Below are 15,831 nucleotides of genomic sequence, written 5' to 3'. Positions count from 1 at the left end.
CATGTCTAAACTTCTCAAGAATACAGCATATTATGGTATTGTACCAGCTGTCCCTAAGGTTGTAAGCATTTTATTGCTACCCTTGCTGACTATGCATCTTACTTCTGTCGATTACGGAATCGCCGGAACTATTGTAGCCTATACTACAGCTATAGCAGCTTTCTCAACTTTGGGGTGTACTGCATTTATCACAAGCAGTTTCTATCACTACGGTAGTCATTATAAAATTATCTGGAGACAGGTATATGGATTCCTACAATATTGGATGGTTCTTTTTGCCATTCTTCAATCCGTCCTTCTATACTTTATAATTCCAGAAGAGGCCATAGAAAATCGTTGGCTAATAATAATATTAGCGAATTTTAACAATGTCTTTTTTGGACCATCCGCAATTCTGGGTGCTATGTATTATAGGCTTAATCAGGAACCTAAGCCTGTTGTATTCAGGAGTTTAGCGTGTGGGTTGATAACAGTTTTTTCCAATCTGATATTTATAGTATATTTAGAAAGTGGCTATATGGGCTGGTATATTAGCTCTTTCTTGGGTACATTCTGTATTAATGCGTCATATTGGTATGTCCTAAATCATAGATTAGGCTTGAAACCTTCCTACATATTAAACCTAAAGGCTATTAAACATGTGTTGAAAGTTTCTCTCCCTACAATCCCCCATGCGTATTCTACATATTTGATTAATGGATCAAATAAGTTTGTAATGGATAGAGCGAATACACCGCTAAGTGCAATAGGTCAATTTAATTTTGCTTCGGAATTCATGAGCTATTTTGAATTGTTTGCCTCTGCCGTAAATTCAGCGATTTCTCCCATGTTTATGGAAGAACTGAAGCGTGGTAATATCCTGGCGTCTCACAGGATATTTAAGCAATCTCTGGTATTTTTTTCTATCGCTGTATGCGGATTTATTATATGGTCGCGAGAGATCTTTCTAGTAATGGTACGGAATGAAGATTTATCAAGCACTTATTGGATTGCTTCTATTTTAGTTGCAGGTTTTATACACCGCCCTCTGTATCTTGCCGTTACTTCCGCTATGTTTTACTATGAGAAGACAGCGTCTTTGATGAAAATATCTCTTACTGGTGGCCTGATTGCATTCCTTGGCTATTGTATGTGCATTCCTTTATGGGGAATTACATCTGCTGCTATTATAACATATCTTTCATTTTTAGCGATTGGGTATTTGGGATATGTCCTACCTTCAACAAGAAAGTTGTATATTTTACCTTATAAGGTATGGAATATATTTATAGCTCTTCACGCCCTCTTAGTTGTCGCTTTTTTTATAATGCAAACACCTTTATATATAAAAGTTATATTTTCAATATCAATATTAATTCTATTGAATAAAATCAGGAATAATTTATGATTGAAATTGTATTTATCTGTATATATATTACAATTATATATTTGGTTTTTTCATCGTTGTCTTCTAAAGATTATTGGGGTGTAGTAGGATTTGTGCTGCTTTTAATGACCTTCTCCCCGATGATGCAGTATATTTATTTCCCAGAGTACAAAATGGACACAGTTCTTTCATATAGACAGTTGCCATTTAAACGTGTATGGTTGGAGTATATACAGGCATTTATACTGATACTCATCTATAAAAAGATTCCTGGAATCGGGCCAAACAGGCTAATAGTTCGTTTCGTGTCGTTGTACATACTGGTTAATCTGTTTCAATTTGTTAATACTCAGGACTTCATAAGGTCATTAAATGGCTATTGGCTGTCTGTCGTCAATCCTTCTATATTTGCCCTTATTGCAAGCAAAGTGCTAAATTGTAACATTCATAAAGAGAGCACTATTTTGAGTGTAATATTTAAGTATCTCTTCATTGTCTTAGGATTATTCTTTGTAATCTCAATATTTAACTTTTTCAGAGGTGGAGTTGTTCAATATGATCCTGATTATGAAGGCCTATTTATATATGGTATAGGATCCGGATTGGGTGTTTTTCGCGATAGAATTTTGATGACAAATGTTTTTATGTTCCTCCCATTGCTATTTTTGCCACATGATAGTATAGTAAAAAAAAATCTTACTAAGAAACGATTAATTCTATTCACTCTTGGAATATTTTTGATATTGTTACTTAGCAATTCACGAACAATGTATATGGCAGTATTGCTCATGCTTCTATTAGTTACAATATTTAATCCATTCCAAAATAAAACGGAGATGATTAAAATTCTTGTTGGTGTTGCATGTTTGTCAATAGTTGTGAACATTGTTAGTTCTGGCGTAGATATTACAGAAGTTATATCTGATCGTTTTACAAATCAGGGTACAAATATGTTCGAATCAGCAAAGGAGGATGAGCGATACGAGATATGGTCTACGGCAAAAGATTTTGCAGAAGATACTCACTATTTAGGAATAGGCTTTGCAAATTTTAACCTTAAATACGCAGGTAGAGCTGGTAACTACTCAAATGCACATAGTATGTACTATACAACCTTAGCAGAAAGAGGAATTATGGCTCTTATCTGGCTTGTTTACACTTTGCTGTTCATTGCATTTAGAAGCTACAAAGAAATGAAAAATAGAACGAGAATGTTAGGTTCTATCTTGTTTATTGGTATTTTATGTTTTTCCTTTGTTGTATATACGGGTGAAGATTTGTTTAATGTGTCCCAGGTTGCTTATGCTCTACCGCCTTATTTTATAATGTTAGCATTGTCGTTAAGTTTGTCTTATAATAATATTCAATCAGATGAAAGCATATATTCATAAACTTTATGACGAAATCTTATGCAAGGAACAGAGCAATGATATAATTATATCAGGAGCTTCATCATTAAAAGTGATTATTTTAATTGTAAGTAAGTTGTTAAATCAAATTTTAATAACAATCACTTCAATTTTCAAAGAGAATCCTGATATTTCAAGCAAGACTGTATGTATTGTTTTGACACAGAATCAAATGCGTTCTGTTTCTCCTTTAGTCGACGATTCAATAGCGGTAATTAGGCCTAGGCTTGATTCTGCGAATATATCAAATTCTAGGATATTTTATTTTCCTGCCTTGGTGTATTTCTGGGATTTTATATTCCAAGTGAGTTACATAATTAAGAGATCTAACACATCTTGGAAACAAATTTACAATGCTGCAGCTTATTATTATTATTACAAATCCTTTAAAAGGTACTTCTCAAAAAACAGACCTAAGTCAGTTGTAATAACGAATCCATCACATCCTATTTTAAGATCGTCAGTTCTTGCTGCCCATGATTTAAAAATTCCTACTGTTTATTTACCCCACGCAAGTGCAAGTCCTTTATATCCTACCATTAAAACGGATTATGCACTTTTAGAAGGCACGGATGCTCTCCATCTGTATCGATTTGCAGATTTTACGAAGAAGATATTATTAGGGTCACCAAGGCTTGATCCATATATAAAAATGAAAAGGATAGAGCACCAAGGTATTAATATTCTTGTTGCAGCAAATTTGCTTGATGATATCGAGAAAGTGTATGAACTTTTCTGTTTGCTAAAAAATAACGATAGTACTAAACATTGCAGATTTTTATTTAGACCACATCCTAACCTATCTGTGGATTGTGATAAGTTTGCAAAATTAGGCATTGAGGTAATATCTCCTAAACAAGAGTCGTGCCTTGAATCATTAGAACGTACGGATGTTTTGATTTCTGCAAATTCAACAATATTTTTTGAGGCAATATATTTGCCAATCCGATGCTATTATTATGATTTTGTTAAGGATGGCTTAGTAAAAGATAGTTATAATCTCAAATCATATAAATTTGTTAATTATTTAAGTATAGATGTAAAGATAGATACTACTCCTTTTTATATAGATAAGGAGGAAGCTGATAGAATAGATATCAATATGCAATCGAAACAAGTCTCCTCCGATTTAATCGTTAAATTCCTGAACAATACTATCCAATGAAAATCTTAATAATTACAGCATGTTATCCTGGCGTGGATATTCCAAAGGATATAACTCCTGTGGTTCATTATTTTGCTAGGCAATGGGTAAAATCAGGACATGACGTTCATGTCATTCATAGTGTCCCCAAATTCCCTCAAATTGTTTATCCTTTATTGATGATGTGCAAGAATCTCATACAAAACAAGTATGGAGGTTCTTTTTTAACACGTCCACTAAAAGATGATGACTATGTGTTAGAGGGTGTGCATGTTCATCGCAGATCAATTTACAAATCTTATCCTCATAGTCTTTATACTGACAAGAGTCTTAATCAGCATGCAAAACAGATTGAAGACTTTGTTAAAAGTAATAGTTATATACCAGATGTTATTTCTATACACTGGGACAGACCAGGTCTTAATATAATAAGTAGGTTACTAAAGAAATATAATATCCCGGTAGCATTCATAGCGCATGGAGCACCACCAGCCACCTCTGCTAATATTGAGGCTTTAAAATCAATAAGCTTAATTGGATACCGTTCTGAACCTATTCGCCAAGATTGTATAAAACAGTTTGACCTTAGTGATAAACAGCAATTTATGTGCTATTCGGGAATACCTCAAGCGTTAATACCTAATGAGGTAGACTCTGTCTCAAGTCGAAGACGAATTTATACGTACGTTGGTATTATGGTAAAAAGAAAGCATCCTGAGGCTTTACTTGAAGCTTTAAAGAATGACAAAGGCTCTTATTTTATTAATTATATAGGAACTGGAGCAATGCAGAGTGATTTAAAGGCTTTATCGCAAAAGTACAAGATGGCACAAATGGTAAACTTTGCTGGTCGTGTCCCTCGCGAAAAAGTTTGTAAATTACTACAAGAAACAAAGTGTTTCATAATGATTAGTTCTGGTGAGGCGTTCGGATTAGTATACATTGAAGCAATGGCAAACGGCTGTATTACCATAGCGTCGCGTGGCGAAGGAATGGATGGGATTATTCAAGATGGAATAAATGGTTTTTTGTGCGAATCAGGCAATTACACGGAATTAAAAAATATTCTCGACAGGATAGAATCAATGTCATGTCTCGAATTAGATTCAATAGCTGATGCTGCGAGGAAAACTGTCAATCAGTTAACAGACGAGATTGTTGCTGATATGTATTTACGAGAACTTATGAAAATTGCCAAACATTAGTAATTAGAAACTTAGTCAAAACTATATGAAAGTAGTTCTTCTTGCCGGTGGCTTCGGCTCACGCATCAGTGAAGAAAGCCAGTTCAAACCCAAGCCAATGATCGAGATTGGCGGTATGCCTATTCTTTGGCACATCATGAAGGAGTATGCCTACTATGGACATACTGAGTTTATCATCTGTGCAGGTTACAAGCAGGAGTATATCAAGGAGTGGTTTGCCAACTACTTCCTTCACAATTCTGACGTCACCTTCGACTACCGCAATGGTAAGAACGAGATGACCGTTCATCAGACCAATATGGAGCCTTGGAAAGTAACTGTAGTCGATACCGGCTACAATACCATGACCGGTGGCCGCATCAAGCGCATCCAACAGTATGTGGGCAACGAGCCTTTCCTCATGACCTATGGCGATGGCGTGTGTGATGTGGAGATTGACAAGCTCATCGAGTTTCACAAGAGCCATGGTAAGCTCGCTACACTTACTGCCGTCAAGATGGCTCAGGACAAGGGTGTACTGGATATCACCAAGGATCAGGCCGTTCGAGCATTCCGTGAGAAGTCTGCTTCTGATGGCGCTCCTATCAATGCGGGCTATATGGTGCTCCAGCCTGAGGTATTCGACATGTTCCCTGGTGGCGATTCATGTGTCTTCGAGAAAACTGCTCTTGTACAGCTCGCAGAACAAGGCGAACTGATGTCTTACGTACATACTGGCTTCTGGCAGTGTATGGATAACATCCGCGAGAAGAGCATGCTCGAGAAACTCCTTGCCGAGGATAAGGCTCCTTGGAAGCGTTGGGATCGTGTTGTTCCAGAAATTCCTGATTACGCAAAATAATACTTCGATAAACTCAGTAACCAAAGAAATGGAAAATATATTTGAATTCTATAAAGGTAAGCGTGTGTTCCTGACAGGTCACACAGGCTTCAAAGGTTCTTGGATGTGCAAGATGCTTGCCAATGCAGGAGCCATCGTGACCGGTTATTCACTCGAAGCACCTACAGAGCCTTCGCTCTTCAAGATAGCTAATATCGAGGGTGACATCCACTCTGTGATTGGTGACATTCGCGATATGGCTGCTCTTAAGGCTGCTTTCGATGAGGCACAACCTGAGATTGTTCTGCACCTTGCAGCTCAACCTATTGTGCGTGACTCTTATAAGGATCCTGTCTATACCTACGAGACTAACGTCATGGGTACAGTCAATATCCTAGAGTGCGTTCGCCAATCGAACTGTGTAAAGTCGTTCCTCAATGTAACTACCGATAAGGTTTATCTCAACAAGGAATGGAACTGGGGCTATCGCGAGAACGAGGAGTTGGACGGATATGATCCTTACTCTAACTCCAAGTCTTGTTCAGAGCTCGTTACCCACAGCTACAAGCGTTCCTTCTTTACCGACAAGGACGGACAGCCTATCATTCCTATATCTACTGCTCGTGCAGGTAACGTTATCGGTGGTGGTGATTTTGCTAATGACCGTATCATTCCTGATTCAATTCGTGCAGCTGCAAAGCATGAGGATATTGTGGTTCGTAATCCGTTCTCTACTCGTCCTTACCAGCACGTTCTGGAACCTCTGTACGCATATCTCGTAATCGCCATGAAGCAGTACGAGGATAGCAAGTATGCCGACTACTATAACGTAGGTCCGGATGATGTAGATTGCTTCCAGACAGGTGCACTCGTTGACCTCTTTGTTACCAAGTGGGGTGAGGGCATGCGTTGGATCAACAAGTACGATGGCGGTCCTCATGAGGCCAACTTCCTTAAACTTGATTGCTCTAAGCTGAAGACCACCTTCGGCTGGACTCCTCGTTGGAATCTCGATGAAGCCATGGAGAAGATTGTTGAGTGGAGCAAGTGCTGGCTCGCTGGTGGCGATGTTCGTGCTTGTATGGATAAGCAGATTGCAGAGTTTTTAGGTAAATAACCTGATAACCTCAATAACCAAATAAACTCTTATTCAAATAATGAAGAAAGTTATCATAACCGGAGCGAACGGCTTTATTGGCTCTTCGCTCATCAAGAAGATGGTAGCCAACAACGTTGAGGTGGTTGCCGTTGATATTACTTTTGCAGGCGACCGTCTGCCTGCTACCGACCTCATCACCAAGATTGAGCCGGGTGTGGATGCAGCTCTTGCCGACAAGATTCCTGCTGGCGAATATGATGCATTCTACCACCTTGCTTGGAGAGGTGTCAACGGAGCTGAGAAAGCAGACCCTACCGTTCAGCTTGCCAATATCCAGATGGCTGTCGATTGTGCCAACATCTGCAAGAAGTTGAGCGTGAAGAAATACCTTTGTGCAGGTACGGTTGCTGAGAACGCAACCTTCAGCCTCTCTAACCTTCAGCAGACTTCTGGCGGTATGATGTATGGTGTTGCAAAGCATGCTTGTCGACTTATCGTAGAGGACTACTGCAAGAACATCGGTCAGAACTTCGTATGGATGCAGTTCTCTAATATCTATGGTGTAGGCAACAAGACCGGCAATCTGGTCAGCTACACACTTGGCGAACTGATGGCAGGCAAAGAGGCTACTTTCAGTCCTGCACTCCAACCATACGATTTTATCTATGTAGAAGATCTGATTGAGGCAGTCTATCGCCTTGGAGCCAACGAAACCAAGAAGGCTTTCTACTATATCGGTTCCGGCTCTCCTCGCATCCTGAAGAATTATCTCCTTCGCATTGGCGAATTGGTTGGTTATGCTGACAAGGTAGGCATCGGCATCCGTCCTGATGATGGCATCAAGTACTCAATGGACATGTTTTGCAACAAAGACCTTGTTGAGGCTGTTGGAGAGTATGTCTCTACCGACTTTGATAATGGTATCAACAAAACAATTGCTTGGCTCAAGAGCCTTTAGCCTCTTAAACCATTAAACTTTAAACATTTACGAAAATGGTTCGGAAATTTGAATTCAAGGAACTTGAAATGAAGGGTGCTTTTGAGATTACACCCTTCTATGCTACTGACGAACGTGGTGGCTTTGTCAAGGATTATAATATCGACATGTTCAAGGCCAATGGTATTGAGCATGAACTTAAGGAAGTATTCTACACCATATCCAAGAAGGGTGTTATTCGTGCTATGCACTTTCAGCTCGTGAAGCAGCAGGCAAAGTTGGTTCGTTGCATCAGCGGACACGTGTATGATGTTATCATCGACCTCCGTCCTGATTCGCCTACCTTCGGCAAGTGGCAAGGCTTTGACCTTACCGGAGATAATCAGAAAACCCTCTATATACCTCAGTTCTTCGGTCATGGCTACCTTGTGCTCGAGGATTCTGTTGTCAGCTATAAGTGTGGTGAAGTTTTCTATGGGGAAGGTGATGCTGGTATCAGCTACAATGATCCCGACATGGGCATCGTATGGCCTTTTGACAAGATTGGTGGCATCGAGAATATGATTATCTCAGAGAAGGACAAGAACCTGATGAGTTTGAAGGAGTATATGGAAAAAATAAAGTAAGACAACACATGGCAGCAAATTTAGCAGTAGTAATCAGTTCCTGCGATCTGTATAGTGATTGTTGGAAGCCACTATTTCATTCCATCCATCAGTATTGGAGTGACTGCCCATATTCAATATATCTCATCAGTAATCACAAAGATAGTGGTGATGAGAGCATAAGAACGATTAAAGTGGGTGAGCATCTTGGCTGGGGAAGTAATACAAAGAAGGCACTGGCAGAGATACATGAAGAGTATATACTATATCTACAGGAAGACTATTTTCTTGGGGCTCCAATGAGTACAGATGCAGTAGAGAAGCATGTGCATTTTTGTTCGGATAATAATGTTGATTATATTCGTTTGGAAGCTCCATATCGAGATAATCTCCCTATCCATGGGAATATAGATTATTGCGAGGACCCTGTTGCTGCCAAATATGCTTTCAGTCTTCAACCTTCTATTTGGAAAAAAGATAGCCTCCATCAGTTCTGTATAGAAGGATGGACTGGTTGGGACTACGAACGTAATATTTGTGATTATATTCAGAAGAACAAAATTAATATAAGGGGCTCGGTCGTAAACTCTAAACGCAAAGCAGATATAGGTTTCCCAATGGTAGACGGTACAGGAATTCGCAAAGGTATATGGACGCGCGAAGGCTACCGTTATCTTATCGAGAATGGCTTTAATGTTGAAGCAGCTGGCCGTAAGGTAGAGGGTAAGTTTATGTCATGTTGCATGAAGCAACATGGTTTTTTCAAGATTCCAGCTCGTGTTATAATACGCATCATGCAAAAGTTTATGAGTCGGTAATTAATCAAGCAGACAAATGGCGCGATGCTGCTGATCGAATCAGTTGTCTGCTACAAATAATATTCTGATAATGCTAAACATTCTAATAGACGCATACGCAATAGCTCCTAACTGGGGAAGCGAGCAAGGAATGGGTTGGAACTGGGTGAGCAATCTTGCCAAATTCTGCAATCTGTATATCATAACAGAAGGCGAGTGGCAAACGGAGATTGAACAATCCCTATCCGCTGCCATGATGAATAATATGGATAAGACAGTCAACCCTACAGGACTCACTCGCCATCAGGCAGAAAACATGCACTTCTTTTACCTACCGGTATCGAAGGAGGTGCGTGAGATGTGCTGGAACCAGGGCACATGGAAGTTCTATATGTACTATGAGCAGTGGGAGAGACGAGCCTATGAAAAAGCACAAGAGATTATTTCAGAGCTTAAAGCTGAGAGTTTAGAGCTTAAAGAACATCGTGAGATTGATGTGATACATAAGCTCAATATGATCTGCTATCGTGAGCCCGGGTACCTATGGAAGATAAAAAACAAGCCTTTCGTATGGGGGCCTATAGGTGGTTATGCCGGTATGACGAATCCATACATGAAAGACGAACCCATTGTGTCGTTGTTTAAGGAGAACCTGAAGAACTTTCTGAACTATCTTACCTTCCATTTCCAGCCTCGTGTGGGTAAGGCTGCCAGACGTGCAGATGCCATAGTAGGTGCATATAAGGAGACCTATGAGGCACTTCGTGATGTGTATCGTCCGGATACGGTTCTGATAAACGAGACAGGTGCATTTATTGACGAGACTTCCAAGCCTCATGCTTCGGACAAGAAGGAACTGAACCTACTATGGGTGGGAAAATATGACCTTCGTAAGCAGCTCGGAATTGCCATCCGCACTATGGAACTGCTGAAAGATAAGAAGAACATCCACCTGTGGGTAGCCGGTAATGGATATCCGAAGGATGTGGAGAAGTACACCAAGATGGTAGAGGACAAGGGTCTGAAAGAGAACGTACACCTGATGGGAGTTGTGCCTAACGTCAAGACTCGTGAGATGATGAAGGAGATGGATATTTTCTTCTTCACCAGTGTGCATGATGCCACCTCTACTGTAGTTCCCGAAGCCATCAGTGCCGGACTGCCTGTAGTTTGTCACGACATGCGAGGTTTTGGTGTAATTGTGGATGACGAGATTGGTCGCAAGGTACAACCCAAGGATCCCGAAGCCAGCGCACAGGAGTTCGCTAAGATCATAGCCGACCTGGATACCGAGCGTGACACTCTTCGTCAACTCTCAGCCGGATGTATCGATCGCCAACGCGAAATATCATGGGAAGCCAATGCCCGCAAGATGGTCAAGGAGTACGAGAAGGCGGTTGAGAGGTTTAAGGCAAAGAAGAAATAGAGGTATCAAGCCGGTCGCAAGAAGTCCGAAGTGCAATTCACCGAAGCACTGTTTGAAAGACCAAGCTCGAGTGCTTGAAGAAAAGTATGGAGTAAAGGATAATCAGGTGACAAGGCGAGAAGCTGACAATTGGATTGTCCAGCCTGCTAAAAAAACATTTCGATTAAGTTGGCTTTGCCGACTTGTTGTTGCCCCGGCATAACAATCAAGCTGGCTTGTTGTTCTACACTTTGCTTCTATCAAGTTGACATTTGACATTCTATCTGGTGGATGAGTGTTTATTAAATTAATAACCGTCTCCTTTTAACGAACCATAAACAGGTGAACTAATCCATAGTTCGCCAAATGTTATATTACCAGAATTTTCTACCACATTGAACAAACGAATAGAAAAAAAAAATTGGACTCTGCTGAGGTCTGCATTGGGTGAAACCGATTGCAGTCTTGTAGGTTATGGAACGTTGACAGAAAAGGACTGGAACGTACTATATGATTTGGCTAGCAATCAGGGGCTGACGGAAACTGTTTTTAGCGCTATTGAAAAATTGCCTAAGAGCCAGTTGCCCCCTATGGATCTCCTCATGGATTGGCTGGGGCAGGTGGAATACATAAAGAGCAGTAACGAGGGCTATCGAGAGAAGGCACATGATCTGCTGGAGGTGTACCGTTCTAAGGGTATCATTTTTGTGGTTCTGAAAGGTGAATCTTGCGCTCGCTATTATCCCGATCCCGAAAAGCGGGCATTAGGTGACTTGGATGTGTTTCTGTTGGAGGAGCCTATGGAAGTTTCAAGTTTCAAATTTCAGGTTTCAGGTGACAAAGGAGTTTCAGGATGCTATATGGGTGGTCATGAGTGGGCGTATGAAGAAGGTAATCGTTTGGCTGAGATCCTTGGCGCGAAGGTGGATATCCATGACTACAAGCATTCGCACATATCCTACAAGGGTCTTATTGTTGAAAACCATCGCCTGCTGACTACTGCACGAGGGTCGAAGGAGAAAAAATCTTTTGAAATGTATCTTCAAAATCTTTTGGAGATTAGAAATTCTGCGCAATTTGAGGCTTAATTCTTAACGGTTCATGCCTACCAGCACTTTATGGAAGATGAGTTGTCGCTGAGGCAGCTTTGTGATTGGGCAATGTTTGTAAAGGCTTGTTGTAAGGAGGTGGATTGGAATGATTACTTCCAATGGATGGAGCAACTGAATATGTTGAAGTTTGCCAATGCTGTCAGATGGATCACCCAATACCAGTTTGCGATAGATGGTGATTATCCTCCTACAGCCCCCGGCATTGAGCAGTTGGCAGAACGACTATTAGATGATACCTTATGCGGCCGACATGGACAGATGTCGTCTGAGAATATTGTTAAGTACCGAATATGGCAGACGAAGAAGATATTCCACAGTAGTTGGAAGTATCGTCTGTTCCGCAACGAGAATGTATTGGTTTCATACACCAAGATGCTCTGGAACCATTGGTTTGATAAAGTATAACCCTAAAGATATGAACATATTTAATATACACATCGAGTTTGACTCAAAGATCTTCTGCAAGACTGTAGAAGATTATATTGCGAAGAAACAAAAGGCATACGTTTGTGTGGTGGACGCGAATGTAATCACCATCGCACAGAAGGACTTGAAGTATCGTGAGATAGTCAAGGGAGCCAATATCAATACCTGTGATGGTAGCTCTATCTCCAAGATGGCCAATGCTATCTATGGCACAAGCTACTCTGCCTTTAATGGTCCTGAGTTGTTTGAATACTACATCGAGCGACCATACAAGCACGTATTGGTAGGTAATACACAAAAGAAGGTGGACCAGATTAAGGCCAAGGTAGCAGAAAAAGGGCTCGACCTGGATTTAACCCATGTAGATGTGCCTTTCGTGCCGGTTGATCAGTTCGATTATCCAGCTATAGCCAAGCAGATTAACGAACTGCATCCGGATATCGTATGGGTGTCGTTAGGTGCTCCTAAGCAGGAAACTTTCATTCATAACATCTTCCCCTGCATAGAGCAAGGAGTATTGTTCGGCATTGGAGCTGCCTTCAATTTCTATACCGGAGACCTTCATAACAATAAGAAGGAGATCCGAGGCCTCCGCTTCATCTGGTTGGAGCGCATTTTCAAGGAGCCCAAGAAGCAGCTCTCACGTGTAGGCAAATTCCTCCTGATGATGCCTAAGATGTATCTGGAGGAAAAGAAGAGAGCAAAGGCGATGAAAAGAAAAATGGTGGAATGTAAATAATGCAATATATGACAAAAGTACTTATAACAGGTGCTGGCTCCTATGTAGGCGAGTCAGTGCGCAACTATATTCTCGGAACTGCTCCCGAACAGTATCAGATAGATTCCGTTGACACCATGGGCGACAATTGGAAAATGGCAGACTACAGTCAGTATGATGTGGTGTTTCATGTGGCAGGTATTGCGCATGTGAATGCTGACCCTAAGATGGAGCCACTGTATTACAAGGTGAATCGCGACCTCACCATCGAGGTGGCGAAACATGCTAAGGCCAATTGTGTGAAGCAGTTCATTTTCATGAGTTCACAGATTGTCTTCCATGAGAGCCAGTCGCTCAAAGGAGAGGTGCTGACTAAGGACACTAAAGAGAATCCTAACGGGTTCTATGGGGATAGTAAACTTCAGGCAGAACTTGGCATCAAACCACTGGAGGATGAGAATTTCAAAGTCTGCATCCTTCGTCCATGTATGATATACGGCCCGAATGCGAAGGGAAACTTCCCTCGTTTAGCAGGTCTTGCGACCAAGGTGCCTGTATTTCCTTGCTGGCACAATAAGAGAAGCATGCTCTACATAGATAATCTGTCTGAGTTTGTAAAGCAAGCAATTAAGCGCAAGTTATCTGGTACGTTCTATCCTCAAAATAAAGAGCAATCAGATACGGTTGAAATCATTCGTTATTTTGCAAAGGCAACCGGTCACAAGGTTTGGATCACCAAACTGCTGAATCCGTTTGTGTGGTTAGGCAGTTTTGTGTTGCAGCCTATCAACAAGATGTTTGCTACATACTACTACGACCCGGAGATGTCGAAGATGGACTTTGATTATCAGTTGGTAAGTTTTGAGGAATCCCTCAAGCGTGTTGCAGAAAGTTTGGAGAAAAAATAAAGAATTTGAATATTCAAAGACCATAGTAACAGATATCTATATGAGTATTTACATTACTTACGGAATTATCTTAGTAATCTTACTTGCCCTTGAGTTGGCATACTTTAAGATTGCCGATAAGTGCAACATCATAGACAAACCCAATGAGCGTTCGAGCCATTCCACAATTGTTCTTCGTGGTGGCGGCATCATCTTCCTGCTGGGTGCATGGGTGTGGAGCGCTTTCTTCGGATTTCAATATCCCTGGTTTATTCTGGGCTTGACTCTGATCGCGGGTGTTAGCTTTATTGATGATATCCGTTCTTTGCCCGATAGCGTGCGTTTGGTAGCTCAGTTCGCAGCAGCTGCTTTGGCATTCTATCAGTTGGGTATGCTGAATGCAGCCTGGTTCTCACAATATGGCATACTGATGGGTGGATTGTTCATTATGCTCGCCCTCGTTGTGTATGTGGGTGCAACGAACGTAATCAACTTTATGGATGGCATCAATGGCATTACGGCTGGTTATGCCCTGGCAGTTCTTGCACCTCTTGCATTGGTATCAGATGATGCAGACCTAAGTCTGATTCTGGTGAGCATCATTTCGGTATTAGTATTTTGCATCTTCAACTTTCGTCCGAAAGGTAAGGCAAAGTGCTTTGCTGGTGATGTCGGTTCTATCGGTATCGCATTCATCATGCTTTTCCTTATCGGTAAGGTAATCATTGCTACTGGTGATTTTACTTATCTGATATTCTTGCTTATCTATGGTGTAGATGGCGTACTGACTATCTGCCATCGCATCATGCTTCACGAAAACCTCGGAGAGGCTCATCGTAAGCATGCATATCAATTAATGTGTAATGAACTGAAGATTGGACACGTAAAAATTAGTCTACTTTACATGGTTATGCAGTTGGCAGTATCATTAGGCTTTATTTATCTCTGTCCTAATTCCATTGCAGCCCATTGGGGATATTTGGTAGCTACTGCTATTGTCTTTGCTTTAGCATATATTCTTTTTAAAAAGAAGTACTACCATCTTCATGAGGAGTATTTGGCTTCATTAAAAAAGTAATTTATTATGATACAGATTGACAAAGATCTAATAAAGAATTTATTTGATAAGGCTGTAGTCTCGGAGCGCAAGCGTATGAATTATGATTTGCGTACTTCTGAGAGTGATACCTCTCAAAGAATGCTGAACGCAATGATGCCTGGAACTGTGGTGCCTATTCATCGCCATCCAAGAAGCAACGAGAATGTTATTCTACTTTGCGGAAAGCTCGTAGAGGTGTTGTATGATGATGAGGGAAACGAAACCGACCGCTTACTCCTTGATCCAACCTTAGGTAACTTTGGTTGTGTCGTCCCTGCTGACGTGTGGCATACAGTAGAGGTGCTTGAGCCAACAGTTATCTATGAAGCGAAAGATGTTGCTTTCGGACAGGATGGGTCAGAGATATTTGATTCCATGAAGAAACTCAAAGAGCAAATCACTTACCTCATCGGTATGGAGCGTCAGTCTGGATCCATGGATGTAGTTACTCCTCTCTACGTCAGCCGAATGCTCAATGTCCCACTTGAGGATGTTGAAAAGTGTATGAAGGAAATGGGTATATAGTGTCCTCCAGCCACGACTACACCTTATGAGAATACAACAATACAACCGATCTTTGTTGCTGTAATTACATCAACAGTTCAATCGAGATCTGGCGGAGGATGAGTTTTTATCGTTATGTTAAAATTGGATGCTTATAAGTGAGATGAAACATGTAGGTCCCTAACTTCATGCTACACACATGAAGATCCCTACATTTTGTGGTCAGGAAATACACAGCGGTGTATTCCTGATCAACGCCCTCATGTCGGTGTAAATCCGATGTGATTTCTATTATATC

General features: G+C 40.9%; 14 protein-coding genes and 1 pseudogene. All 15 read left to right on the top strand.

Going from position 1 to position 15,831, the window contains the following annotated elements; translation table 11 throughout:
- Nucleotide 1: 1 nt before the first annotated feature.
- The 15 genes and pseudogenes from KQP79_RS22610 (at nucleotide 2) to KQP79_RS22540 (ending at nucleotide 15,554) form a co-directional block, all read left to right on the top strand.
- Nucleotides 2–1,387 (top strand): lipopolysaccharide biosynthesis protein, encoded by a 1,386-nt coding sequence (locus tag KQP79_RS22610; RefSeq protein ID WP_008777043.1) that lies wholly within the window; start codon nucleotides 2–4, stop codon nucleotides 1,385–1,387.
- The gene (locus tag KQP79_RS22605) at nucleotides 1,384–2,757 is read left to right on the top strand and encodes an O-antigen ligase family protein (RefSeq protein ID WP_008777042.1); all 1,374 of its coding nucleotides are present in this window, start codon (nucleotides 1,384–1,386) and stop codon (nucleotides 2,755–2,757) included. The genes KQP79_RS22610 and KQP79_RS22605 overlap by 4 nt, the downstream gene beginning before the upstream one ends.
- A complete protein-coding gene (locus tag KQP79_RS22600) occupies nucleotides 2,738–3,940 on the top strand; it encodes a hypothetical protein (protein WP_032849724.1) in 1,203 nt (400 codons plus the stop codon). Before KQP79_RS22605 ends, KQP79_RS22600 begins: the two co-directional genes overlap by 20 nt.
- Nucleotides 3,937–5,124: a glycosyltransferase gene (locus KQP79_RS22595; RefSeq protein WP_008777040.1), complete on the top strand. Its 1,188-nt coding sequence runs from the start codon at nucleotides 3,937–3,939 to the stop codon at nucleotides 5,122–5,124. Before KQP79_RS22600 ends, KQP79_RS22595 begins: the two co-directional genes overlap by 4 nt.
- Nucleotides 5,125–5,149: 25 nt before the next feature.
- Nucleotides 5,150–5,965, top strand: coding sequence for a glucose-1-phosphate cytidylyltransferase (gene rfbF, locus KQP79_RS22590; protein WP_008777039.1), 816 nt, complete (start codon nucleotides 5,150–5,152; stop codon nucleotides 5,963–5,965).
- A 28-nt stretch (nucleotides 5,966–5,993) separates the two neighbouring features.
- Entirely contained in the window at nucleotides 5,994–7,061 is a 1,068-nt protein-coding gene (gene rfbG, locus KQP79_RS22585) for a CDP-glucose 4,6-dehydratase (RefSeq protein ID WP_008777038.1), read from the top strand.
- 40 nt (nucleotides 7,062–7,101) lie between these two features.
- Complete coding sequence (locus tag KQP79_RS22580; protein ID WP_008777037.1) at nucleotides 7,102–8,001, top strand: NAD-dependent epimerase/dehydratase family protein; 900 nt, start codon at nucleotides 7,102–7,104, stop codon at nucleotides 7,999–8,001.
- A gap of 35 nt (nucleotides 8,002–8,036) precedes the next feature.
- Nucleotides 8,037–8,606, top strand: a complete 570-nt coding sequence (gene rfbC / locus KQP79_RS22575) for a dTDP-4-dehydrorhamnose 3,5-epimerase (protein WP_008777036.1) — start codon at nucleotides 8,037–8,039, stop codon at nucleotides 8,604–8,606.
- An 8-nt stretch (nucleotides 8,607–8,614) separates the two neighbouring features.
- Nucleotides 8,615–9,403, top strand: a complete 789-nt coding sequence (locus tag KQP79_RS22570; RefSeq protein ID WP_008777035.1) for a hypothetical protein — start codon at nucleotides 8,615–8,617, stop codon at nucleotides 9,401–9,403.
- A 70-nt stretch (nucleotides 9,404–9,473) separates the two neighbouring features.
- Nucleotides 9,474–10,808 carry a glycosyltransferase family 4 protein gene (locus tag KQP79_RS22565; RefSeq protein ID WP_061448144.1) on the top strand — a complete coding sequence of 445 codons (1,335 nt, stop codon included), beginning with the start codon at nucleotides 9,474–9,476 and terminating at the stop codon, nucleotides 10,806–10,808.
- Nucleotides 10,809–11,182: 374 nt separating this feature from the next.
- A pseudogene (locus KQP79_RS22560) lies at nucleotides 11,183–12,304 on the top strand (nucleotidyltransferase family protein).
- Between the two features lie 10 nt (nucleotides 12,305–12,314).
- Nucleotides 12,315–13,064 carry a WecB/TagA/CpsF family glycosyltransferase gene (locus KQP79_RS22555; protein ID WP_061448147.1) on the top strand — a complete coding sequence of 250 codons (750 nt, stop codon included), beginning with the start codon at nucleotides 12,315–12,317 and terminating at the stop codon, nucleotides 13,062–13,064.
- An 8-nt stretch (nucleotides 13,065–13,072) separates the two neighbouring features.
- Nucleotides 13,073–13,951 carry an NAD-dependent epimerase/dehydratase family protein gene (locus KQP79_RS22550; RefSeq protein ID WP_008777031.1) on the top strand — a complete coding sequence of 293 codons (879 nt, stop codon included), beginning with the start codon at nucleotides 13,073–13,075 and terminating at the stop codon, nucleotides 13,949–13,951.
- Between the two features lie 40 nt (nucleotides 13,952–13,991).
- The gene (locus KQP79_RS22545; protein ID WP_008777030.1) at nucleotides 13,992–15,008 is read left to right on the top strand and encodes an MraY family glycosyltransferase; all 1,017 of its coding nucleotides are present in this window, start codon (nucleotides 13,992–13,994) and stop codon (nucleotides 15,006–15,008) included.
- A gap of 6 nt (nucleotides 15,009–15,014) precedes the next feature.
- A complete protein-coding gene (locus KQP79_RS22540; protein ID WP_008777029.1) occupies nucleotides 15,015–15,554 on the top strand; it encodes a WbuC family cupin fold metalloprotein in 540 nt (179 codons plus the stop codon).
- The last annotated feature ends 277 nt before the right edge of the window (nucleotides 15,555–15,831 follow it).

It is taken from the genome of Bacteroides sp. DH3716P (genome assembly GCF_025914115.1).
Classification (GTDB): Bacteria; Bacteroidota; Bacteroidia; order Bacteroidales; family Bacteroidaceae; genus Bacteroides; species Bacteroides ovatus.
The sequence above is the reverse complement of the archived record's forward strand: the minus strand, read 5'-3'. Positions and strand labels throughout refer to the sequence as shown.

Bases quoted from the DNA above. Each gene is read 5' to 3' on its own strand.
- KQP79_RS22565 (WP_061448144.1), top strand. From the start codon at position 9,474: ATGCTAAACATTCTAATAGACGCATACGCAATAGCTCCTAACTGGGGA.
- KQP79_RS22550 (WP_008777031.1), top strand. From the start codon at position 13,073: ATGACAAAAGTACTTATAACAGGTGCTGGCTCCTATGTAGGCGAGTCA.
- KQP79_RS22570 (WP_008777035.1), top strand. From the start codon at position 8,615: ATGGCAGCAAATTTAGCAGTAGTAATCAGTTCCTGCGATCTGTATAGT.
- KQP79_RS22610 (WP_008777043.1), top strand. From the start codon at position 2: ATGTCTAAACTTCTCAAGAATACAGCATATTATGGTATTGTACCAGCT.
- rfbG (WP_008777038.1), top strand. From the start codon at position 5,994: ATGGAAAATATATTTGAATTCTATAAAGGTAAGCGTGTGTTCCTGACA.
- KQP79_RS22555 (WP_061448147.1), top strand. From the start codon at position 12,315: ATGAACATATTTAATATACACATCGAGTTTGACTCAAAGATCTTCTGC.
- KQP79_RS22600 (WP_032849724.1), top strand. From the start codon at position 2,738: ATGAAAGCATATATTCATAAACTTTATGACGAAATCTTATGCAAGGAA.
- rfbF (WP_008777039.1), top strand. From the start codon at position 5,150: ATGAAAGTAGTTCTTCTTGCCGGTGGCTTCGGCTCACGCATCAGTGAA.
- KQP79_RS22605 (WP_008777042.1), top strand. From the start codon at position 1,384: ATGATTGAAATTGTATTTATCTGTATATATATTACAATTATATATTTG.
- KQP79_RS22580 (WP_008777037.1), top strand. From the start codon at position 7,102: ATGAAGAAAGTTATCATAACCGGAGCGAACGGCTTTATTGGCTCTTCG.
- KQP79_RS22595 (WP_008777040.1), top strand. From the start codon at position 3,937: ATGAAAATCTTAATAATTACAGCATGTTATCCTGGCGTGGATATTCCA.
- rfbC (WP_008777036.1), top strand. From the start codon at position 8,037: ATGGTTCGGAAATTTGAATTCAAGGAACTTGAAATGAAGGGTGCTTTT.
- KQP79_RS22545 (WP_008777030.1), top strand. From the start codon at position 13,992: ATGAGTATTTACATTACTTACGGAATTATCTTAGTAATCTTACTTGCC.
- KQP79_RS22540 (WP_008777029.1), top strand. From the start codon at position 15,015: ATGATACAGATTGACAAAGATCTAATAAAGAATTTATTTGATAAGGCT.